The sequence below is a fragment of the Bradyrhizobium sp. USDA 241 genome (genome assembly GCF_049739505.1).
GTDB classification, from domain to species: Bacteria; Pseudomonadota; Alphaproteobacteria; order Rhizobiales; family Xanthobacteraceae; genus Bradyrhizobium; species Bradyrhizobium liaoningense.
The window spans coordinates 4,056,415-4,078,694 of the sequence record NZ_JBMGPZ010000005.1 but is presented as its reverse complement, the minus strand read 5'-3'; the positions used below and the strand labels follow the sequence as shown (position 1 = coordinate 4,078,694).

Here is a 22,280-nt window from a genome sequence, read left to right as displayed (position 1 = left end):
ACGAGAGCGTCACTTGTACTCCCGTTCCGTCCACCACGGGAAGTAATCCGGCATGTCGGTCGAGACCTTGTTCTTGAACTGGGCCGGACGCTTCTCCAGGAACGACACCACGCCTTCCTTGACGTCGTCGGAGCGGCCGCGGGCGTAGATGCCGCGGCTGTCGACCTTGTGGGCCTCCATCGGATCGTCGGCGCCCATCATGCGCCACATCATCTGGCGGATCAGCGCGACCGAGACCGGCGCGGTCTTCGCGGCAAATTCCTTGGCGAGCGCGCGGGCGGTTGGCAGGAGATCATCCGGCGGCACCACCTTGCTCACGAGGCGCCCCGCAAGCGCTTCCTGCGCCGGGAAGACGCGGCCCGAATAGCACCATTCCAGCGCCTGCGAGATGCCGACGATGCGCGGCAGGAACCAGCTCGAGGCGGCCTCCGGCACGATGCCGCGCTGGGAGAACACGAAGCCGAAACGTGCAGCCTCCGAGGCAATGCGAATGTCCATCGCGAGCTGCATGGTGACGCCGATGCCGACCGCGGGACCGTTCACCGCGGCGATGACGGGCTTCAGGCACTTGAAGATGCGCAAGGTGACCTGGCCGCCGCCGTCGCGCACCTGCGGATCGCTGTAATCGACCTTGCCGTCGGCGAGACGCCTCACTGGCCCGCGCCGCGCGTCGCGGTCGAACGTGTCGGCGCCGGACGACAGATCCGCGCCCGCGCAAAAACCGCGGCCGGCGCCGGTGACGATGATGGCGCGGACGTTGTCGTCCTTGTCGGCGGCGTCGAACGCGTCGATCAACTCCGCCTGCATCTGCGCGTTGAAGGCATTGAGCTTGTCGGGCCGGTTCAGCGTGATGGTGAGGATCTGCTCGGCGACCTCGTATTTAATCGTCTCATACGCCATGGTGGTTTCCTTCCTTGGTTTTTTTCGCTGCGCAGACGGCAGAGGCTCTGACCCTCCCCTGGAGGGGGAGGGTCGATCGCGCGAAGCGCGAGCGGGGTGGGGTGATCTCTCCACGCGGGCACTGCGTCCGCGGAGAGACTGTCACCCCACCCCGTCTCACATGTCGCTGCGCTCCACGTGAGCCGACCCTCCCCCTGCAGGGGAGGGTGAAGCAATAAGCTCGGCATACTCTTTCAAGCAAGTCATTCGGGCTTGTGCCCAAAGGGTACGCCCTGGAATGATCGAGCGTTGCTAATGTGCCGGCGGCTCGGGCCAGGGCCGCTGCGGGCCACGCAGGCCCTCGAACGCCTTGGCCATGCCGAGCACGCCGATGTCGTCGAAGCGTCGGCCGACGATCTGCACGCCGATCGGAAACCCCTTGGCGTCGAAGCCGCCATTGACGGAGATCGCGGGGTTCTCCGACATATTCCACGGCACGGTATAGGCGATGTGCTCGAACGGCTTCATGGGATCGTTGGTCGGCGAGGCCCATTCCGCCGGATAGTTCACGTTCGGCGCAGTCGGCGAGATCACATAGTCGAGCTCGCAGAACAGCTTTGACGCCGCCGCGCGGATCGCCATGGTCTGGTTGAAGCCGCGGATCACGTCGACGCCGGAGAGCTTGGCGCCGGACTCGCCCCATTTGAAGATGTAGGGCAGCACCTTTGCCTGCTCGGCCGGCGTCAGCTTCGACAGATCGTCCCACATCCGCGCGCGCCAGAAATTGTCGAGGCCGTCGAGCATCTCGCGGGTGAGGATGCCGTCGACTTCAGTCACGACGGCGCCTGCAGATTCGAACGCCTTCGCCGCCTTCACCGCGACCTCGCGCACCGGTTTCTCCAGCGGCAGGCCGCAGCCGGGATCGAGCATCAGGCCGATGCGCAGTTTTCGCGGCGACTTCTCCAGCCCCTTCCAGTTGAGCGGTTCGGCCGGCAGGCTCATGCCGTCGCGCCGGTCGGGTTTTGCGATCACGCTCATCATCAGCGCGCAGTCGTCGACCGTGCGCGTCATGGGGCCGGCGACACGGCCGACATAGGTGGGATCGATCGGCACGCGGCCGAAGCTCGGTTTCAGGCCGACGAGGCCGCACCAGCCGGCGGGCAGCCGCACCGAGCCGCCGATATCGGTGCCGAGATGCAAGGGACCATAGCCGGCCGCTGCGGCAGCGCCGGCGCCTGCGCTGGAGCCGCCTGGATTCTTGGAGAGGTCCCAGGGATTGCGCGCCAGCGCATGGAAGCTGGAGAGACCGGAGGACAGCATGCCGTAATCGGGCATGGTGGTCTTGGCGAAGATGACCGCGCCTGCCTCGCGCAGCCGCGCGGCAGGCGGGGCGTCCTTCTCGGCCGGCACGAGCTTGACACTGGCCGCGCCCAGCGGCACTGGCACGCCCTTGGTCGCGATGTTGTCCTTCACCGTGACGGGCACGCCGTCGAGCGCGCCGGACGGCTCGCCGCCGGTCCAGCGCGCGGTCGAGGCCTTTGCGGCCTCGCGCGCGCCGTCGGGATCGAACGCATAGAGTGCCTTGAGGTGCGGCTCCCACGCAGCGACGTGCGCGAGCAGGTCCTCCAGCACCTCGCTCGGCGAGAACTGCTTTGCACGATAGCCCGCGATCAGATCGACCGCGGACAGATCGTGCAGCGAGGTGACCGCCTCTTCGACGCTCTTCTTATGCATGGGCCCCCACCGGCATGCGCGTCTCGATGATGCGGGCGAACATGCTGGCGCCGATCGGCAGGATCTTGTCGTCGAGCACGAAGCCGGGATTGTGCACGGGCACCGAGCCGTCATGGCCGACCCAGAAATAGGCGCCGGGGATAGTCTGCAGCATGTCGGCAAAATCCTCGCTGCCCATCTTCGGCTGGGTGCGGGTGATCACGTTGGCGGGATCGACGATGGTGCGCGCGACCTCCTCGACCACCTTGGACTGCTCGACCTGGTTGACCAGCACGTCGAAGGTGTCGCGGATGTCGACGTCGATCACGCAACTATAGGCGCTCGCGATGCCGGCGCAGATCGTGCGGATGCGTTCGGCGATCAGGGTGCGGACTTCTTTCGAGAAGGTGCGGATGGTGCCGCAAAGATGCGCGTCGCCGGGAATGACGTTGTAGGCGGAACCGGCGTGAATCTGGGTGATCGAGATCACGGCAGCCTGCAGCGGCTCGACGTTGCGGCTGACGATGGTCTGGATCGCCTGGGCCAGCGTGGTCGCGATGATCACCGCGTCCTTGGAGCGTTCGGGCATCGCGCCATGCGCGCCGTAGCCGGTGATGCGGAGGTCGAAGAAGTCGGCGCTGGCCATCGCGGGGCCGGGCAGGATCGCGATCTCACCGTGGTTGAGGTCGGGCGCGTTGTGCAGGCCGTAGAGCTCGTCGCAGGGAAACTTCTCGAACAAGCCGTCCTTGATCATGGCGCGGGCGCCGCCGAGGCCTTCCTCGGCCGGCTGGAAGATCAAATGCACGGTGCCGTCGAAATTCCGGGTTTCGGCGAGATAGCGCGCGGTGCCGAGCAGCATGGTGGTATGGCCGTCATGGCCGCAGCCGTGGAAGCGGCCGGGGATTTTCGAGCTCCATTTCAGATTGGTGTTCTCCTCCATCGGCAGCGCGTCCATGTCGGCGCGCAGGCCGATGCGCTTGCCGCTCGAACCCTTGCCCTTGATGACGCCGATCACGCCGGTGCCGCCGAGGCCGCGATGCACCTCGATGCCCCAGCTCTTCAGCTTGTCGGCGACGATGCCGGACGTGCGCACTTCCTCGAACCCGATCTCGGGATGGGCGTGGAGGTCGCGCCTGATAGCGGTGAGTTCGTCGGCGTAGCCGTCGATGCGGTCGATCGTGGGCATGTGTCCTGTCCAGTTAGCGTGAGGGAGGATCGAAAACAGGGCCGTTCGGTTTGATGCGGATGCCCGGCCGCAGCCGCGTCCAGGGCAGGGAAGCCGTGTCCGCCGGCATTGCGCCGGGGGCGGCGCAGATCATCAGCTTCTCCGCGATCGGCTCAAAATCGGCGCGGAAGTGTACCGAGCTCTTGTTGACCAGGATCTTTTGCGCGGTCGGCTCGATGCCGACATAGCGGTACATCGCCTGGTCGGCGAGCTGCGCCTTGTGCGACGAAACGACCACGCGGACGTCGCCGATGCGCAGGCAGGCGGAGGGACCCATCTCCATCTCGCGGCCGCCGTAATAGGGCCGGGCGCGATGAAGCGGCCGTCGGAGAGCTTTTCGACCACGAAGGTCTCGCGATAGGGTTCATCGCCGGGAATGCCGGACTTGCCGCCGAGCGAGAGCGTTACCGTGGCGCCGACGCCGGCCGCATGCGCGGCCCTGGCCGAGTCCGGATCGTAGATCGCGCCGGTGGCGGCGCTCGCCTTGTTGCGCACCAGCGCGCGCAGCATGCCTGTCGTGTCGGAATCGCCGCCGGCGCCGGGATTGTCCTGGGTGTCCGCGATGATGATCGGCTTGCTCGCATTCCTCGAAAGTTCCATGGCATGGCGCACGCCATCGTCAGGCGACCAGATCTTGCCGTCGAAATCGTCCTCGTGGCTTTCGATCAGCTTCACGATCGCATCGGCTGCGCGGTCGGCGTCCGCTTGCGTCTTGCCGTAGGCGAATACGCTCGGCCCGCAATCGCGGAAATCCGCGGCCGGGAAACCGGGCGCGAAAGAGAGTGTCGGAACCGCATCGCCCTCCAGTGCGGCGAGCTTCTCATAGATGCCTTTGGTCGGCTGGTCGTTGGTGCATTGCCAGCTGATCGGGATCAGGAACGGCAATTGCCGGAACGCCTTTGCGAAGCGTTGCTTCGTCTGCAGCAGCAGCGCCAGATGCCTTGCGCAGGCGCGGCCGGTCTCGGCCATGTCGACATGTGGATAGGTGCGGTAGGCGATCAGCGCGTCGGCATGCTCGATCATCTCGGGCGTGACGTTGGCGTGGAGATCGAGGCTGGTGACGAGTGGAACATCCTTGCCGATGACGCGGCGCACGCGTGCCAGGATCTCGCCTTCGCCGTCGTCGAGATGCTCGGTCACCATGGCGCCGTGCAGGTCGAGATAGACCGCATCGATCGGCCCGGCGGCTGCGATGCCGTCGACCATCGCCTTCACGATGCGTTCGAAGGCGTCCTTGGTGACATGGGCCGAGGGGCTCGCCCCGCAGGCAATCGTCGGAACGAGTTCCCAGCCGCTGGCTTCAGCGCTGTCGACGAAGCCGGCGAGGCCGACATTGATGCGCCGCATCACCTTCAGCACGTCGGCGCCTTCCGTCATCGCCGGCCAGCCGCCGCCATGCTGGAAGTCCGCAAATGTCGCCTTGGTCGGAGCGAAGGTGTTGGTCTCGTGCAGGAAGCCGCCGATGGCGATACGTGTCATCAATTCAAGTCCAGCGTTGGAAAGTGCGCGACGTTAGCCTTGGCGCGAAGGAGAGAGCAAGGCGGGAAGCACTCGCGCCGCGCATGGCCTCAAGCTGTTTTGGGAATGCTGCGGACGCGCCCCACATTACGCAGTCATTTCCGGGGCGCGCCCTCTTGGGCGCGAACCCGGATTCCATCATGCGACAATCTCTGTGGCCCGATGGATTCTCAGGTGCGCAATTGCGCACCGTAGCTCATCGCTTCGCGATGCCCCGGAATGACGAGTGGATAGACCTAGGCCGTCGCCGCCACGTTCTCGGCCACCGGCCGGAAGTTCGCAAAATCCCAGCCTCGCCCTGGTGCGGCATCCAGCAGCGCCTTGGTATAGGCCTCCTTCGGATGCGTCAGCACTCCGGCTGCGGGACCCTGTTCGACGACGCGGCCATGCTGCATCACCACGACCTCGTCGCAGATTTGCGCAGCGACGCGCAAATCGTGGGTGATGAACAGGATGGCGATGCCGAGCCGCTTCTGGATCTCGTCGAGCAGTTCCAGCACCTGCGCCTGCACGGAGACGTCGAGCGCGGAGACCGCCTCGTCCGCGACCAGCACGTCCGGATCGAGCGCGAGCGCGCGGGCGATGGCGATGCGCTGGCGCTGGCCGCCGGAGAACTGGTGCGGATAGCGCGACACGGCATCTGCCGGCAGGCCGACGAGCTCGAGCAGCTCGCGCGCCCGCTTCATCGCATCAGCTTGGGAGACGCCGTAGTTGATCGGGCCTTCCGCGATGCTGTCGCCAACGGTCACGCGCGGGTTCAGCGAGCGGTAGGGATCCTGGAACACGATCTGGATCTTCTGCCGGTGCGGCTGGAGCAGGCGGCGCGAGATGTCGGCGATCTCGCGGCCGGCGAGGCGCACGCCACCGGAGGTCGGATCGATCAGGCGGACGATGCAGCGTGCCACCGTGGACTTGCCCGAACCGCTTTCGCCGACGATGCCGAGGGTACGGCCCTTGCGCAGCGTCAGCGTGACCTTGTCGGCGGCGACGACCTCGCGGCCCTTGCCGAAGAAGGCGCGCTCTTTGTAGACCTTGCTGAGCTCGTTGGCTTCCAGCACCACGGGCTCGCGGCTGTCCTCGCGCGGCGCTCGCGGCACCAGGCTCGGTACCGAGGCGAGCAGGTTGCGGGTGTATTCCATGGTCGGATTGCGCAGCACGGTGTCGAGCGGGCCGGTCTCGACCAGGCGGCCCTGCCGCATCACCGCGACGCGGTCGGCGATCTCGGCGACCACCCCCATGTCGTGCGTGATGAACAGCACGGCGGTGCCGTGATCGCGCTGCAGCTCGCGGATCAGCGTCAGGATCTGTTTCTGCGTGGTGACGTCGAGCGCGGTGGTCGGCTCGTCGGCAATGAGGAGCTTCGGCTCCAGCACCAGCGCCATCGCGATCATGATGCGCTGGCGCTGGCCTCCGGAGAGGCGGTGCGGATAGGAGGCGAAGATGCGCTCGACCTGGGGCAGGTGGACCTGCTCCATCATGTCGAGGATACGCTTCTTCCGGGCTTTCCCGTCGAGATCGGTATGCGCGCGCAGCACTTCGTCGATCTGGCGGCCGACCGGCACCACCGGATTGAGCGCGGTCATCGGCTCCTGGAAGATCATGGCCATCTTCGTCGCGCGAAGCTGGCGCAGGCGGCGGTCGGTCGCGGTGAGCAGCTCCTCGCCGACCAGCTTGATGCTGCCGCCGGTGGGAACCAGCGTGCCCTTCGGTAAGAGGCCCATCATGGTGAGCGACGTCACCGACTTGCCCGAGCCGCTTTCGCCGACCAGGCACAGCGTCTCGCGCTCGCGCACCTGGATCGAGATGCCGTCGATGATGTTCACGCCCTTCGGCTTCTTGCCGATGGAAACGACGAGGTTGTTGATGTCGAGGATGGTGTTGGTCATCACTTGCCTTCCCGCTGCTTCATGCGCGGATCGAGTGCGTCGCGGGCGGCGTCGCCGATCAGGTTGATGCTGAGGATGGCGATCGAGAGCAAGAGGCCCGGCCAGAAGATCAGCGACGGCTTGATCTGGAAATACTGGCGGCCCTCGGCCATGATGTTGCCCCAGGTCGGCGTCTCCGGCGAGATGCCGGCGCCGAGGAAGGAGAGGATGGCCTCGGTGAGGATGGCGCTCGCGCAGACATAGGTGCCCTGGACGATCAGCGGCGCGATCGTGTTCGGCATCAGGTGGCGCCACATGATCTTCGGCAGGCTGGAGCCGACTGAGATCGCGGCCTCGACGTAGGGTTCCTCGCGCGCCGACAACACGACCGAGCGCACCAGGCGCGCCACGCGCGGGATCTCCGGAATCGTGATCGCGATCAGCACGGTCCAGAGGCTGGCGCCGGACAGCGACACCACGGCGATCGCGAGCAGGATGCTCGGCATCGCCATCAGGCCGTCCATGACGCGCATCAGGACGGAATCGATCAGCTTGAAGAAGCCGGAGACGAGGCCGATCGCGAGCCCGATGGCGATCGACAGGATCGCCGAGCCGATGCCGATCAGAAGCGAGATGCGGCCGCCATAGATCACGCGCGACAACAGGTCGCGGCCGTAGGCGTCGGTGCCGAGCAGGAACTGTGCGGAGGAGGGCTTGAGCCGCTGCGACGGCGCGAGCTGGATCGGATCATGCGGCGCGATCAGCGGCGCGAGGATCGAGACCACCACGACCAGCGTGAGCAGGACCGTCGCAGTCGCAATGATGGGCGTCGAGGTGAGGAATCCGAATCGCGGCCGCAGCGGCGACGTGATCGGGATGGACGACTGGGGAAGGGTATCGACCGACATTTGTATCCTTATCCTTGCCTCAGTACCGGATCCGGGGATCGAGCAGGGTGTAGGCGACGTCGATGAGAAGATTGACGACGACATAGATCAGCGATGTCAGGAGGATCATCGCCTGGATCACCGGATAGTCGCGCGCCAGCACCGCATCAACGGTGAGGCGGCCGATGCCGGGGATGTTGAACACGCTCTCGGTGACGACGACGCCGGAGATCAGGAGCGCGAAGCCGGTGCCGATCACGGTGATCACGGGGACCGCGGCGTTGCGCAGCGCATGGCGCATCATCACCGCGACCTCGTTGATGCCTTTGGCGCGCGCGGTACGGACATAGTCCTCGCCGAGCACGTCGAGCATCGCCGCGCGTGTCATGCGCGCGATCAGGGCGATGTAGATGAAGGAGAGTGCGCAGGTCGGCAGGATGATGCGCTCGAAGAACGGCCCGAAGCCGTTGAAGATGCTGCGGAAGCCCTGTACCGGCACCCACCGCAGCTCGATCGCGAAGATCTGGATCAGGACATAGCCGACCACGAATACCGGCACCGAGAAGCCGAGCACGGACAGGCCCATCACGAAGCGGTCGATCCAGGTGCCGTGCTTCCAGGCCGCGATCACCCCCAGGGGAACCGCGACGATGACTGCGAGGATGATGGTCGACAGCGCGATCGAGATCGACGGCTCGACGCGCTGGCCGATCATCTTCATCACCGGCAGGTTGGAGATCAGCGAGGTCCCGAGGTCGCCGTGCAGCAGCTTGTTCACCCAGGTGATGAACTGCACGATCAGGGGCTCGTTCAGGCCGAGCGAGGCGCGGATGCGCTCGAGCCGTTCCGGTGTCGCGTTGTCGCCGGCCAGAATCGCGGCGGGATCGCCCGGCGTCAGCCGCAGAAGCAGGAACACGAACAGCGCGACGACGCCCATCACGGGCACCGCGGCCAGAACGCGGCGAATAAGATAACCCAGCATGCACTTATCTCCGGCTACGGAACGTGTGGAGCCCTGAGGCTCCCGTGAACTCAGTCGTGTCTATCATGCCTATCACTTGGGCTGGAAAGGCCGCCCGGAGACGCCGTCCTCTTAGGGCAAATTGTGTGCCAAGGGCTGCGCCGTAGCAAGAGGCCGGCATGTCTCCGATATCGACCACTCAGGATGCATGTCGCAGTTCACGCTCAACCCCAAGTGAAGGTGCCGTCGGCGGAGCGTTGAGGCCGCGCCAGCCGTCGATGGTCTGGGCGATCATCTGCGCCGTCGCGGCCGACAGAGTCCAGCCGAGATGGCCGTGGCCGGTGTTGAAGAACACGCCCGGTATCCGCCCTGCGCGCACGACCGGCATCATGTTCGGCATCATCGGGCGCAGCCCGGCCCACGGCACGACGCGCGACGTTTCGACGGCGGGGAAGTTGTTGCGCACCCAGTCGATCAGCGGCTGCACGCGGTCGGCGCGGATGTCGCGATTGAAGTCGTTGAATTCGGCGGTGCCGGCGACGCGAAAACGATCGGCGCCGAGCCGGCTGGTGACGATCTTGGCGGCTTCGTCGAGCAGGCTCACCGTCGGGGTGGCGTTGCGGCTTTCGGCGGTGTCGAGCTGCACCGTGATCGAGTAGCCCTTCACCGGATAGACGTTGACGCGCTCGTCGAGCAGGGCGGCGAAGTGACGGCTCGCAACGCCAGCGCAGACCACGACGCCGTCCACGTTCAGTGCGCCGCGCGCGGCCGCGACGGCATCGCTCGCGGCCAGATCGGTCCAGCCGATGACGAAGCCACTGCCGGCACGTGCGATCGAATCGATGTTGGCCTCGTGGATGAAGGTCGCGCCGCGTCGCTTGCAGGCTTCCGCCAGGCCGCGGGTGAACTTGTGGATATCGCCGGTCGCATCCGACGGCGTGTAGAAGCCGCCATAATAGTCCTTGCGCAGTGTCGGCTCGATGCTGCGGATTTCCTCCGGCGTCACCGGGCGGCGGTCGAGGCCGCCTTCCTGCAGCAGCGCGTTGACGCGCAGACCGGATTCGAAGCCGGCCTTGTCTCGATAGATGTGGAGGATGCCGCGGCGTTCGAGATCGAAGTCGATCCCCTCGCGCGCCGCGATGTCGAACAGATACCTGCGCGCTTCGATCGCGAGCCGCGTGGTCTCGATGGTGTTGGCGCGGTAGTTGCCGATGTTGGCGACGAACTCGCTCATCCACGAATATTTGTGCCAGTTCGGCCGCGGGTTCATCAGCAGCGGCGCGTCGCGCCGAAACATCCAGCGCAAGCCCTTCAGGATCGTCGCCGTGCTGTTCCACACTTCGGCGTTCGATGCGGAGAGCTGCCCGCCGTTGGCGAAGGACGTCTCCATCGCGGCGTAGCGGTGCTTGTCGAGCACCGTCACCTTGTAGCCGCGTTCGAGCAGGGCATAGGCGGTCGTGACGCCGGTGATGCCGGCGCCGATGATGGCGATATGGGTCATGACTAGGTTCGGGGCTCCCGTGTTTAGAGTCGGCTAACCGCCGGCCAAAGGCCGTTGGCGGCGCCCCATCTGTCACGGTTACCTGAGAGCTTGATCCGCTGCGGATATCGCAACGGACTATCCCCTTCGGTGGGCGCCACGATTGCCTGAAATCGCGCCGCCTCTCTCCAGATCGTCCTGACGAAACGGTCCTTTTGCCTGAGAGTTTCCGGGGCGGTTGCTCCGTCGGCGCCGCAACGAAGGCTGAAAGCCTTCGCCACGATCTCTCCCGCATCATCGCGTGGACGGCCGAGCAGTACGATACGCCTCATTTTTAGACAAGGCTAAATTTCGACCGTGACTGCCGACCTATTGTGCAGTGCAAATTCGATTCAATTACTCCAGAGTCGCCAGCAATCCCGCCATCAGCCGGCCGCGCTCGACCAGGCTGTCGACTTCGATGAACTCCTCCAGCGTGTGCCCGTTGCCGCCGCGCACGCCGAGGCCGTCGAGCGTGGGAATTCCCATCGCGCCGGTGAAGTTGCCGTCGGAGCCGCCGCCGGAGCTGGCATGCGGTAATTCCGCGCCGAGCGATTTGGCGATGCCGCGCGCCTTCTCATAGAGCGCCATGGTACCGGCATCCGGCTCCCATACCGGACGCGTCACGCCGCGCGTGACCTTGAACGTGACGTCGTTGGTGGTGCCCGACAGCGCCAGCATCCTCTCGACACCGCGGTCGAGATCGGCCTGACGCTTGGCCATGGAGAGCGCTTCGCCGGTTGCGGTCGTCGCAACGCAATTGACCCATTGTCCGCCGTGGACGACGCCGACCGAGAAGGTGCAGTCCTCCGTCGTCATCGCGTCGATCGCGAGGATCTGCCGCGCCATCTCGCGGATCGCCGAGCGTCCGGCCGACAACGTGGCGCCGGCGTGGCTCGGCCGTCCCGTCGCCTCGAGATTGAACCGCGCGATGGCGTAGCGTCCGGTCGTGACGCCGTTGTCGGCGCGGCCGGGCTCCGGCACCAGCACGTATTTGTTGCGCGCCGCTTCCGCCTCGATGATGTCCCGCGTCGAAGGCGTGCCGACTTCCTCATCCGGCGTGAACAGCACGGTGATCGGCAGCGGTGTGGTGAACGAGGCGCGCGCCAGTTGCCGGATCGCTTCCAGCGAGAGGTAATTGCCGCCCTTCAGATCGTAGATGCCGGGGCCATAGCACTTGTTGCCCTCGCGCCGCCATTTCAGCTTCTCGATGGTGCCGACCGGATGAACGGTATCCATGTGTCCGGCGATCAGGATGCCCGGCTCGCCCTGCTTGGGATGAGGAAAGCGCGCGCGGATGACGCCACCAAAGCCCTGGCGGCCGGCAATGCGCTCGATCGTCGCACCCATGATCGCCATATCCCGCGCCGCGATATCGAGCATGCGGTCCACGGCGCCTGCATCCCAGGTCGGACTCTCGCATTCGACCCAGCCGCGCAGGCCCTCGAGCATCGCCTCGGAATCAAAGGGAAGATTGGCAGGATTCATCTCAATGTCTCTCAAGCTTCGAAAGATGGAACGCGCATTGCATCGGCGCGGGGCAGGACAAGCGGAGGGTGTTGTAGAGCCAAACCGATCTTTGTGGAGCCCGTGCGCGCGCCGTGAGGGGCTGCGACGAAACCGGATTGACGCGCTCGGCACTGTCTGCAAGTCTCAAAAAGATAAAGGCATTGCATGAGGTTAGTTCGCCCAACGAATGAACCGCATGCTCAACCATTGACCTGCCTTTGAACAGTTTCACGTCAGGAGAACTTTCTATGTTCCACTTCATGCGCCGGGGGCGTCGCGCGTTCGCCTCCAAACTTGCGCTGTCGGTCGTCGCGCTTTCGACCGCGCTGGCCTCGCCAGTGCTTGCGGCCGGCAAGACCATCACGGCGGTGATGCATTCGGATCTGCGCATCATCGACCCGATCTTCACCACGGCCTACATCACGCGCGACCATGGCTACATGGTTTACGACACGCTGGTGGCCCCGGATTCGAGCTTCAAGATCCAGCCGCAGATGGCGGACTGGAAGATTTCCGACGACAAGCTGACCTATACCTTCACGCTGCGCGACGGCCTGAAGTGGCATGACGGTGCGCCGGTGACGGCGGAAGACTGCGTCGCTTCGCTGAAGCGCTGGGCCGCGGTCGACGGCATGGGCCAGAAGCTCATGGACTTCACCGCGAGCATCGAGGCGACCGATGCCAAGACCATCACGCTGAAGCTGAAGGAGCCCTACGGCCTGGTGCTGGACTCCATTGGCAAACCCTCATCGCGCGTCGCCTTCATGATGCCGAAGCGCCTCGCCGAGACGCCGCCGGACAAGCAGATCCCGGAACAGATCGGCTCGGGTCCCTTCAAGTTCGTGGCATCGGAATTCCAGCCCGGCGTGAAGGCGGTCTACGTCAAGAACACCGACTACGTGCCGCGCAAGGAGCCGGCGAGCTGGACCTCCGGCGGCAAGGTGGTGAAGGTCGACCGCGTCGAGTGGATCACCATGCCGGACTCGCAGACCGCAGTGAACGCGCTGCAGTCGGGCGACATCGACTTCATGGAGAACCTGCCGTTCGACATGCTGCCGGTGCTCGAAGCGAACAAGGAGCTCACGCTCGAGGTCTCCAACAAGTTCGGCTTCCAGACGCTCGGCCGGATGAACTTCCTGCATCCGCCGTTCGACAACGTGAAGGTGCGGCGAGCTGCGTTTCTGGCCATGAACCAGAAGGACGTTCTCGATGCGCTGGTCGGCAATCCCAAATACCAGAAGATCTGCGGCGCGTTCTTCGTGTGCGGTACGCCGCTCGAGACTGACGTCGGCGCCGAAACCCTGATCAAGGGCAATGGCATGGCGGAAGCCAAGAAGGCGCTCGCCGAGTCCGGCTACGACGGCACGCCGATCGTGATCATGGCGCCCGGGGACGTCACGACATTGAAGGCGCAGCCGATCGTTGCGGCCCAGCTGCTGCGCGAAGCCGGCTTCAAGGTCGACCTGCAAGCGACTGACTGGCAGACGGTGGTGAGCCGCCGCGCCAGCCAGAAGCCGCCGAAGGAGGGCGGCTGGAACATGTTCTTCACCAACTGGGTCGCGGCCGACGTTGCGAACCCGATCGCCAATCTCTCGATCAGCGGCCTGGGCAAGAAGGGCTGGTTCGGCTGGGCGGAAGACGCCAAGATCGAGCAGCTCAAGGACGCGTTCGTCCGCGCATCCTCGCTCGACGAGCAGAAGAAGATCGCCGCCGACATCCAGAAGGAGGCGTACGATCAGGTGATCTACATCCCGCTGGGGCAGTATCTCCTGCCGAGCGGCTGGCGCAAATCGCTGACCGGCGTGCTCGACGGTCCGGCAACGCCGCTGTTCTGGAACATCAGCAAGTCGGAGTAGGCGAGGCGTTCTCGACGCAACCTTCGTCCGAATCGTCACGCGGCGCCGCTGATGTCAGCGGCGCCGCCCGCCAGGAGAGATTCCAGGAGAGCCTCGATGTTCCAACTGATGAGGGGGCGTTGCGCGTTCGCCGCCAAACTTGTGCTGTCGGTCGTGGCGCTTTCGACAGTGCTGACCTCGCCAGTTCTTGCCGCGGGCAAGACCATTACCGCCGTAATGCACTCGGATCTGCGCGTCCTCGATCCGATCTACACCAGCGCCTATATCTCGCGTGATCATGGCTACATGATCTTCGACACGCTGATCGCGACGGATTCGAACTTCAAGATCCAGCCGCAGATGGCGGACTGGAAGATTTCCGACGACAAGCTGACCTACACCTTCACGCTGCGCGACGGCCTGAAGTGGCATGACGGTGCGCCGGTGACGGCGGAAGACTGCGTCGCTTCGCTGAAGCGCTGGGCTGCGGTCGACGGCATGGGCCAGAAGCTCATGGACTTCACCGCGAGCATCGAGGCGACCGACGCCAAGACCATCACGCTGAAGCTGAAGGAGCCCTACGGCCTGGTGCTCGATTCCATCGGCAAGCCGTCCTCGCGCGTTGCCTTCATGATGCCGAAGCGTCTCGCCGAGACGCCGCCGGACAAGCCGATCCCCGAGCAGATCGGCTCCGGACCCTTCAAGTTCGTGGCGTCGGAATTCCAGCCCGGCGTGAAATCGATCTACGTCAAGAACACCGACTACGTGCCGCGCAAGGAGCCGGCGAGCTGGACTGCCGGCGGCAAGGTGGTGAAGGTGGACCGCGTCGAGTGGATCACCATGCCGGACGCCCAGACCGCGTTGAACGCGCTGCAGTCGGGCGACATCGATTTCATGGAAAATCCCGCCATTGAAATGTTGCCCACCATCGAAGCCGACAAGGGGCTCAAAACCGAGATCCTGAACAAGTTCGGATTCCAGACGGGTGCGCGGATGAACTTCCTCCATCCGCCATTCGACAACGTCAAGGTTCGCCGTGCAGCACTCCTGGCGGTCAAGCAGAAGGACGTGCTCGATGCGCTGATCGGCGATCCCAAGTACTACAAGACCTGCGCCGCGGTCTTCATCTGCGACACGCCTTTCGCGACCGACCTTGGCGGTGAGACCCTCGCGAAGGGCGGTGACATTGCCGCGGCCAAGAAGGCGCTCGCCGAATCCGGCTACGACGGGACACCCGTGGTGCTCATGGCGCCGGGCGACGTGCTGACGCTGAAGGCTCAGCCGATCGTGGTGGCCCAGCAATTGCGGGAAGCCGGCTTCAAGGTCGACCTGCAGGCCACCGACTCGCAGACGGTGGTGAGCCGGCGCGCCAGCCAGAAGTCCCCGAAGGAGGGCGGCTGGAACATGTTCATCACGAACTGGGTCAGCGCCGACGTGGTCAACCCGATCTCCAACGTCGCCGTCGGCGGGCAGGGCAAGAAGGGGGGCTGGTTCGGCTGGGCGGAGGACGCCAAGGTCGAGCAGCTCAAGGATGCCTTCGTTCGCGCGACCTCGGCGGAGGATCAGAAGAAGATCGCGGTCGAGATCCAGAAGGAAGTCTACGATCAGGTCCTCTACGTGCCGCTCGGCCAGTACCAGGGTCCGAGCGCATGGCGGAAGTCGATCAGCGGCGTGATCGACGGTCCGGCGACGCCGGTGTTCTGGAATATGGACAAGTCGGAGTAGGACAGGACCACCCTTTCGTGGCAACGAACGCGGCGCCGCGGTCATCAGCGGCGCCGTTTTCGTTTGTCAGTTTCACGTCAGCGCTGCGGATGATTTCGGCCAGTCGGCGACGACCGAGTAGGCGTCGTGCTCAGCAGTGGCTGTCGCGCACCCCTTCGAGCCCCTCGCTCGCAAGCGGCGTGGTAAGGGTGGCCTGCTCAGCGCGCGGTTCGGAACGTTCCGTATTCTGCCGTTCTACCTCGGCGTGGTCTTCGCGGTGTTCCAGTTCCATTGCAGCGCCCTTTCGAATTGCTGCAGGACAACATCGAGGCCGGCGCGTTGTTCCCTGAAGCGCGATGCGATTGGGATGAATCGTCATCGCGTTCCAGGTTGTTGTTCAAGCATGTTCTTTTCGGAAAGCCGCTGCGCACTTTTCCGGATCATGCTTTAGACAGGGCGATGATGCGGCCTGAACAGTCGGCCCTTCTCGACCACCAGCACGATCGCGAGCGCGGCGAGGGTCGACAGGAAGAAGCCGAGCGAGAAGGGTAGCAGCGTGCCGTCGAAGCTCTGCCCGATCGCCATGCCGACCACGATCCCGATCAGCGTCGTGATCGAGCCGTAAAGCGACGAGGCGGTCCCGGCGATGTGTCCCTGCGGTTCCATCGCGAGCGCAGTGAAGTTGGCGACCATCATGCCGAACGAGAACATCATCAGGGCGGAGAGCACCATGAACAAGGCGAGCGGCAGTACGCCGAGGCATTCCGTCAGCAGCATCACGCCGGCCACCACCGTGTAGAGCATCAGCGCTCCGTGCGAGATCACGCGCATGCCGAGCCGCCCGACCAGCCTTGCATTGAGGAAGCCGGCAATGGCGACGCCGGCCGCGATCGCCGCGAAAGCGAGCGGGAAGTAATGGCCGAGGCGATAGATGCCGGTGAAGACCTGCTGGGCGCAGAACACATAGGCGAACAGTGCGCCCATCACGCTGCCGGCGGCCGTGGCATAGCCGATGGTCTGGCGATGGGTCACGGTCTGCCGGAACGCCGAAAGCACATCGGCGGGCGCCAGCGACCTGCGCTCTGACGCGGGAAGCGTCTCGGGCAGCCGCAGCACGCACCATGCGAGCGCGAGCAGGCCGTAGAGCATCAGCACCACGAAGATGCCGCGCCACGCCGTCACCAGCAGCACCGCCTGTCCGAACGAGGGCGCGATCACGGGCACCGCGATGAACACCATCATCGCGAGCGACATCACGCTCGCCATGCGGCGGCCGACATAGCAGTCGCGCACGATCGAGGTCGCGATCACGCGCGTCGCCGCGGTGCCGAGCCCCTGAAGCGCGCGCGCCAGCAGCAGCGTCTCGAACGAGGGCGCCGCGACCGCAAGCACGCTCGCCACAACATAGACCGCCATGCCGCCGAGCAGCACCGGCCGGCGGCCGAAGCGGTCCGACAGCGGCCCCATCACGAATTGGCCCGCGCCGAAGCCGAGCAGGAAGGTCGACAGCACCAGCTGGAGATGGTTCGCGACGGGAATGTTGAGGGCAGTGCCGATGCTGGGCAGCGCCGGCAGCATTATGTCCATCGCAAGCGGATTGAGCGCCATGATGGACGCGATCACGATGACGAATTCCGGAAAACCCATCGGACGGTGTCCCGCGGACACCCAATCGTCGGCATTGACGTCAGACAAGAAGATTACCCCTGAGATCGAGCGACTTTATCTCCGTAGAATGCTGCGTTGCACAACCCATGTTTCGGGATGGCTGGCAGGCGGATCGGGGGCGGCCAAGATTTGGCGAGAGCCGTCGGCGCCGACGGCAAATGAGGTCAGCGGGTGCTGCGGGCCCGCTCGAACAGATCGAGCGCCAACTGTTCGGCGGCATCGACACAGGCGAGATCGCGATGGATCAGCATCACGGTCGTGGCGCCGTCAAGCAGGATCACGAGCTGGCGCGCGAGTCCCATTGATCTCCTTTGCGGGAGAATCGATCGCGCAGTTTTGTCCTGCTCTCCACCGCGCTCATATGCTTCTGGATCGGACGAATTCGCACGGCGCGAAAGCACCTTGCAGGACCTCATGGATTACCGCACGTTCGTTTTCGGGCCGCGCACGGCCTGCGCGATCAGCTCCGTTGGTGCGGGCAGCCGGGGTCGAACCGGCACAGCGCTTGCGCACCGAGGGATTTTAAGTCCCTTGCGTCTACCAATTCCGCCATGCCCGCTTGATCCAACGGGATCAAACACTTAAGTCCATCTCCGGCCATCTGGAATTGGCGCGTTGGGGACCCGGAGGGACGGTTCTTCCTTAAGCGAGCCGGACGCACAAGGCAAAGCCTCAATCCGGACATCTGTTGTTGCTTTAGGCATTCTCAATCCACGGGGACTATTCATCCGGCATGGCTGCTTCGTTTTCCTCTTCGCTGCGCGGCTTTGGCGCACTCCTCGTGCTGCTTGTCGCCGGCGCCGCGCTCTCCGGCTGCGCCGGCATGAGCGAGACGATCGCACCGGCCTTTGCCGATCCCGCAAGATACGAATTGTACGACTGCAAGCAGCTGCAGACCGAGCGCAAGGCGCTCGCCAAGCGCACTGCCGATCTGCAGAGGCTGATGGAGAAGGCCGAGACCGGGGCTGGTGGCGCGGTCGTGTCCGAGCTTGCCTATCGCAACGACTATATTGCTGTGCGCGGGCAGTCGCAGTTGGCGGAGGAGGCTTGGCGCCGCAACAAGTGCCGGGAGATGCCTGAGACGACACCGCCTGCGGCGGAGCCGCCATCACCCGCCGGCAAGCCCGCTTCGACGTCCGGAAAAAGGTGATCTGCTGAGGCGTCCGCGGAGCGCGCTTGGCATCAGGGACGCCAGCTATAGATCCAGTCCTGCCGCGCCAGCATGCGCTCCGGGCCGAGCGCGCGGATCGCAAGGTCGCGTGCGAGCGCGAGCGGCCCGCCGAGATGATAGATCCTGCCCTGTTGCCGCGCGGTCCGCTGCACCCGAAGGACCCGCGCCTGGCGGGCACGGCCGTATTGCGTCAGCGCGGCGGCGATATCCTTGGTGCTCTCGGCGTCAGGGCTCAAATGGCGGGCGAGCACGGCGGCATCCTCGATCGCCATTCCGGCGCCCTGGGCTGCAAAGGGCAGCATCGCATGCACTGCGTCGCCGAGCAGCGCCACCGGGCCCTTGCTCCAGGGGCAGCCGTCGGGCACGCCGAACAGCGCCCATTTCCGCCAGCTGTCGACCGCGGCGAGCATCATCCGCGCCGGCGGCGGCCAGCGCGGGGCGGCAAAGGCGTCCATCACCTCGACAGGATCGCCGGGCGTGCTCCAGCCCGGCCGGTTCCAGGTGCCGGGCAGCACCGCGACCACGTTGATCTGGCGTCCGTCGGCAATCGGATAGGCGACCAGATGCGCGTTCGGCCCCATCCAGAGCTGCACCCGGTGCGCGGCATAGTCCTTCGGCAGTTGCGCGGCATCGAGCGTGCCGCGCCAGGCGATCAGCCCGGAGAAGCGCGGCTGCACCTCGGGAAACAGATGCTGGCGGACCGTCGACCAGATGCCGTCGGCGCCGATCAGGGCGCTCGCGAGATCGCTGCGGCGGATCGTGCCGCTGCGATGGACGACGGTGAGGCCCTTGGCGTGGGGCGCGACGTCCTCGAAGGTTGCACCCAGCTTCAGGTCGATGTCGGGATGATCGGCGACAGCGCCCGCCAGCGCCGATTGGAGGTCGGCGCGGTGCACCACCCAATATGGTGCGCCGGCACGCGCGGACGCTGCCTCGCCGAGCGGCATGCGCAAGAGCTCGCCGCCGGCGCGCGCGCTCATGATCGAGACCGCTTCCGGGGTTACCGCGCGCGCCTTGAGGCGTTCGGTCAGGCCGAGCTCGACCAGGATGCGGCTGGCATTGGGGGAGAGCTGCAGGCCGGCGCCGACTTCCTCGAGGCGCTCGGCCTTTTCCAGCACGACGATGCGGAAGCCGCGGGTCGCGAGCGCAAGCGCGGCCGTCAGGCCACCGATACCGGCACCGGCGATGACAATCGTTCGGGAGAGCGCCACCCCTGACCGACGGAAGCGGTCAGGCCACCTTGTCCTTCAGGACACATTCCGGCGGGCGGGCTTCGCCCGGCTTCAAGTCGGCCGCGAAGCGGTACAGCGTCGAGCAATAGGGACAGATGATCTCGTTGTCGTTGCCGAGGTCGAGGAAGACGTGCGGATGGTCGAACGGAGGGTTGGCGCCCACACACATGAACTCTTGCGAGCCGATCTCGATGACGGGAACACCGGCATCGTTATGGAAGTGCGGGACGACATGGTCGGACATCGTAACTCATCCTGGAGTGGCAATGGCGGCAGACACAATCAAGAACTGACGCGGCCTCTTTGAGGCGCCGCGGACCATACTTGCGGGTACAGATGATTGCTAGTCCAGCGGAACCGAAAGGTCCGCAATTGCCCCATGCTCATTTGCTCATGCAAATTCGACACAATCTTGAGGCCTGAGAGAAGCCCTTCTTTCGTCGGGGACGTTGTGTCGCAATTTTGGCAAACTATCTCTATGGACGACTGCAAGTTGCGACGAGGGACGAATCGTCAGGCGCAAGCGATCCGAAGGGACCATCCAGGCTTTCCGCATGAAGTGGCTGCGAATCAGTACAGCGTTGACCGGTATCGCGGCGTGCAGCTTCATGCTCGTGCAGGTCGCGCCGCATGCCCGTGAGGCCGGCGCGATCCTCGCTGCCCAGGATGATCCCTCCGCGCTGTCGGAGCTGAAGCTCGATGCGCTGCTGCGGCAGAACGACCGGCTGGTTCAGGACAATATCGAGGCCGCGCTCGCCGCCGGCGATACCGATCTCGCCGATAGCTTCGTGGCGCTGGCGCGCGATCGCAACATCGCGCTCCCCGACGACCTCCTGAACCGCGTCAGCGACGCCGTCAAGGCGGAGAACTCCACCTCGCATTTCGCCAAACGATTTGCCACCGGCCTCGTCACCGGTAACGCCGACGACGTCGCGAGCCTGTCGGGAACGGTGGCGGGCGATCTGTTCGTGTTCGGCGACATCAGGGATGTGGTGCGCGAGGGCATGCACCTCGCCATGGGCGAGGACACCGACCGTCTCGTGCTGGGGCTTGCGGCTGCCGGCCTTGCGGTGACGGCGGCAACCTATGTGTCCGTCGGCGGTGCCGCGCCGGTGCGCGCCGGACTGACGCTGGTGAAGGATGCGCGCAAGGTCGGACGGCTCGGCGAGGGGCTTGCCGCATGGGCCGGCCGGTCGGCGCGCGAGGTCGTCGACACGCCGGCGCTGCGGAACGCGGTGGTATCAGGCTCGGTGCTGCGCCCTGGCCAGACCGTGAGCGCGATCAAGGCCGCGTTCCGGGCCGAGAAGGCCGGTGCGCTGGTCCGGCTCGGCAAGGACGTCACGCGCGTCGCCGAAAAGACCGGCACGCGCGGTGCGATGGACACCTTGCGCATGGCCGAGGGTCCCAAGGACGTCGCGCGCGCGGCGCGGCTGGCGGAAGCGCAGGGCGGCAAGACGCGTGCGATCATGAAGCTTCTGGGCCGTGGCGCGCTGCTGCTCATCGGCGGCGCGTTCGACCTGGCGCTCGCGCTGTTCGGCGCGGCACTGACGCTGTTCGGCCTCCTGTCCTCCATCAAGGCGACGACCGAGCGCCTGACCCAGGCCTGGTGCGATCGCAGGCGGGCGCGGCGGCTTCGCCGGGCGCAGATCGCGGCTGACGCGGCTCTGGCCAGCGCGGGCACCACGGCCTGAAGTGCGACGCGCTCCAGGCTATTGTTTGAGCATTATGTTGCCGGAAAACCGCTGCACACTTTTCCGGATCATGCTCTAAGATCGACCCATCCCCACAAGACCCCACGGAACTGATGATGCCGAGCTTTCACAACGGCGCCGTTGAAATTGCCTATCTCGACGAAGGCGAGGGCGATCCGATCGTCCTGGTGCACGGCTTTGCCTCCAGCAAGAACGTGAACTGGGTCTATCCGACCTGGGTTTCGGAACTGCGCAAGAACGGCCGCCGCGTGATTGCGCTCGACAATCGCGGCCACGGCGAAAGCGCGAAGCTCTACGAGCCCTCGCAATATTCGATTCCGACCATGGCCGGCGACGTGCTCGCGCTGATGGATCACCTCGCCATCCCGCAGGCCGACATCATGGGCTATTCGATGGGGGGACGGATGACGGCGTGGCTCTCGCTCAACGAGCCGCAGCGCCTGCGCTCGGCGATCCTCGGCGGCATCGGCATCGGCGGCCTGATCGAGGGCACCGGGCCAGGCGAGAACGTGGCGAAAGCGCTGGAAGCGCCGGAGCTCGAGGACGTCACCGATCCGGTCGGCCGCACGTTCCGCGCGTTTGCCGATCAGACCCGCTCCGACCGCCGTGCGCTCGCCGCCTGCCTGCGCGGCACGCGCGATCTCATGACGAAGGACGAGGCCGCGCGGATCGACGTGCCCGTGCTGATCGCGGTCGGCAGCGCCGACGACGTCGCGGGCTCGGCAAGCGCGCTCGGCGCGATCATCCCGGGCTCGGAAGTACTCGATATTCCCAATCGCGACCATATGCGTGCGGTCGGCGACAAGGTCTACAAGACCGGCGTGCTCGATTTCCTCTCCCGCCGCGGCTGAGTCGGCAAAGGGCCAAGATAGTTTCCTGGCG

Annotated in this window: 18 protein-coding genes, 1 tRNA gene, 1 pseudogene and 2 riboswitches; of the genes and pseudogenes, 5 read left to right on the top strand and 15 right to left on the bottom strand. The window is 65.4% G+C overall.

Annotated features, from left to right (window positions below; translation table 11 throughout):
- Window positions 1-9 precede the first annotated feature (9 nt).
- The 9 genes and pseudogenes from ABIF91_RS41580 to ABIF91_RS41540 all read right to left on the bottom strand — a co-directional run bounded on the left by ABIF91_RS41580 (window position 10) and on the right by ABIF91_RS41540 (window position 12,055).
- Window positions 10-900, bottom strand: coding sequence for a crotonase/enoyl-CoA hydratase family protein (locus ABIF91_RS41580; RefSeq protein WP_028177323.1), 891 nt, complete (start codon window positions 898-900; stop codon window positions 10-12).
- Between the two features lie 291 nt (window positions 901-1,191).
- Window positions 1,192-2,613, bottom strand: coding sequence for an amidase (locus ABIF91_RS41575; RefSeq protein ID WP_028177322.1), 1,422 nt, complete (start codon window positions 2,611-2,613; stop codon window positions 1,192-1,194).
- Window positions 2,606-3,778 carry a M20 aminoacylase family protein gene (locus ABIF91_RS41570; RefSeq protein ID WP_028177321.1) on the bottom strand — a complete coding sequence of 391 codons (1,173 nt, stop codon included), beginning with the start codon at window positions 3,776-3,778 and terminating at the stop codon, window positions 2,606-2,608. The genes ABIF91_RS41575 and ABIF91_RS41570 overlap by 8 nt, the downstream gene beginning before the upstream one ends.
- A gap of 13 nt (window positions 3,779-3,791) precedes the next feature.
- A pseudogene (locus tag ABIF91_RS41565) lies at window positions 3,792-5,296 on the bottom strand (M81 family metallopeptidase).
- A gap of 275 nt (window positions 5,297-5,571) precedes the next feature.
- Window positions 5,572-7,221: an ABC transporter ATP-binding protein gene (locus ABIF91_RS41560; RefSeq protein WP_028177319.1), complete on the bottom strand. Its 1,650-nt coding sequence runs from the start codon at window positions 7,219-7,221 to the stop codon at window positions 5,572-5,574.
- Window positions 7,221-8,108 carry an ABC transporter permease gene (locus ABIF91_RS41555; protein ID WP_028177318.1) on the bottom strand — a complete coding sequence of 296 codons (888 nt, stop codon included), beginning with the start codon at window positions 8,106-8,108 and terminating at the stop codon, window positions 7,221-7,223. Before ABIF91_RS41555 ends, ABIF91_RS41560 begins: the two co-directional genes overlap by 1 nt.
- Window positions 8,109-8,127: 19 nt before the next feature.
- A complete protein-coding gene (locus tag ABIF91_RS41550; protein ID WP_028177317.1) occupies window positions 8,128-9,069 on the bottom strand; it encodes an ABC transporter permease in 942 nt (313 codons plus the stop codon).
- A 178-nt stretch (window positions 9,070-9,247) separates the two neighbouring features.
- Window positions 9,248-10,549, bottom strand: a complete 1,302-nt coding sequence (locus ABIF91_RS41545; protein ID WP_028177316.1) for a D-amino acid dehydrogenase — start codon at window positions 10,547-10,549, stop codon at window positions 9,248-9,250.
- A 67-nt stretch (window positions 10,550-10,616) separates the two neighbouring features.
- Window positions 10,617-10,722: riboswitch (glycine riboswitch) on the bottom strand.
- A gap of 3 nt (window positions 10,723-10,725) precedes the next feature.
- Window positions 10,726-10,830: riboswitch (glycine riboswitch) on the bottom strand.
- Between the two features lie 94 nt (window positions 10,831-10,924).
- Window positions 10,925-12,055 (bottom strand): M20/M25/M40 family metallo-hydrolase, encoded by a 1,131-nt coding sequence (locus ABIF91_RS41540; protein WP_284281792.1) that lies wholly within the window; start codon window positions 12,053-12,055, stop codon window positions 10,925-10,927.
- Between the two features lie 269 nt (window positions 12,056-12,324).
- Here ABIF91_RS41540 and ABIF91_RS41535 point away from each other — a divergent pair, with 269 nt between their 5' ends.
- Together ABIF91_RS41535 and ABIF91_RS41530 are read left to right on the top strand one after the other, a co-directional pair.
- A complete protein-coding gene (locus ABIF91_RS41535) occupies window positions 12,325-13,932 on the top strand; it encodes an ABC transporter substrate-binding protein (protein ID WP_284281790.1) in 1,608 nt (535 codons plus the stop codon).
- Between the two features lie 96 nt (window positions 13,933-14,028).
- Window positions 14,029-15,636, top strand: coding sequence for an ABC transporter substrate-binding protein (locus ABIF91_RS41530; RefSeq protein ID WP_028177312.1), 1,608 nt, complete (start codon window positions 14,029-14,031; stop codon window positions 15,634-15,636).
- Window positions 15,637-15,766: 130 nt separating this feature from the next.
- On the opposite strand, the gene ABIF91_RS41525 is transcribed toward ABIF91_RS41530, so the two are convergent.
- The 4 genes from ABIF91_RS41525 to ABIF91_RS41510 form a co-directional block, all read right to left on the bottom strand.
- Window positions 15,767-15,907, bottom strand: a complete 141-nt coding sequence (locus ABIF91_RS41525; RefSeq protein WP_162832047.1) for a hypothetical protein — start codon at window positions 15,905-15,907, stop codon at window positions 15,767-15,769.
- A 155-nt stretch (window positions 15,908-16,062) separates the two neighbouring features.
- A complete protein-coding gene (locus ABIF91_RS41520) occupies window positions 16,063-17,310 on the bottom strand; it encodes a multidrug effflux MFS transporter (protein WP_035674939.1) in 1,248 nt (415 codons plus the stop codon).
- 137 nt (window positions 17,311-17,447) lie between these two features.
- Window positions 17,448-17,585, bottom strand: coding sequence for a hypothetical protein (locus ABIF91_RS41515; RefSeq protein ID WP_244430175.1), 138 nt, complete (start codon window positions 17,583-17,585; stop codon window positions 17,448-17,450).
- 168 nt (window positions 17,586-17,753) lie between these two features.
- Window positions 17,754-17,842 (bottom strand) — tRNA-Leu (locus ABIF91_RS41510).
- A gap of 174 nt (window positions 17,843-18,016) precedes the next feature.
- Here ABIF91_RS41510 and ABIF91_RS41505 point away from each other — a divergent pair.
- The gene (locus ABIF91_RS41505; protein ID WP_028177310.1) at window positions 18,017-18,433 is read left to right on the top strand and encodes a hypothetical protein; all 417 of its coding nucleotides are present in this window, start codon (window positions 18,017-18,019) and stop codon (window positions 18,431-18,433) included.
- Window positions 18,434-18,465: 32 nt separating this feature from the next.
- On the opposite strand, the gene ABIF91_RS41500 is transcribed toward ABIF91_RS41505, so the two are convergent.
- Together ABIF91_RS41500 and ABIF91_RS41495 are read right to left on the bottom strand one after the other, a co-directional pair.
- Complete coding sequence (locus ABIF91_RS41500; protein ID WP_424579775.1) at window positions 18,466-19,665, bottom strand: FAD-dependent monooxygenase; 1,200 nt, start codon at window positions 19,663-19,665, stop codon at window positions 18,466-18,468.
- 19 nt (window positions 19,666-19,684) lie between these two features.
- Window positions 19,685-19,930, bottom strand: coding sequence for a zinc-finger domain-containing protein (locus ABIF91_RS41495; protein WP_008562814.1), 246 nt, complete (start codon window positions 19,928-19,930; stop codon window positions 19,685-19,687).
- Window positions 19,931-20,240: 310 nt separating this feature from the next.
- On the opposite strand from ABIF91_RS41495, the gene ABIF91_RS41490 reads away from it, so the two are divergent.
- Together ABIF91_RS41490 and ABIF91_RS41485 are read left to right on the top strand one after the other, a co-directional pair.
- Window positions 20,241-21,377 (top strand): hypothetical protein, encoded by a 1,137-nt coding sequence (locus tag ABIF91_RS41490; protein WP_035674936.1) that lies wholly within the window; start codon window positions 20,241-20,243, stop codon window positions 21,375-21,377.
- A gap of 116 nt (window positions 21,378-21,493) precedes the next feature.
- Complete coding sequence (locus ABIF91_RS41485; RefSeq protein ID WP_028177307.1) at window positions 21,494-22,249, top strand: alpha/beta fold hydrolase; 756 nt, start codon at window positions 21,494-21,496, stop codon at window positions 22,247-22,249.
- Window positions 22,250-22,280: the final 31 nt, after the last annotated feature.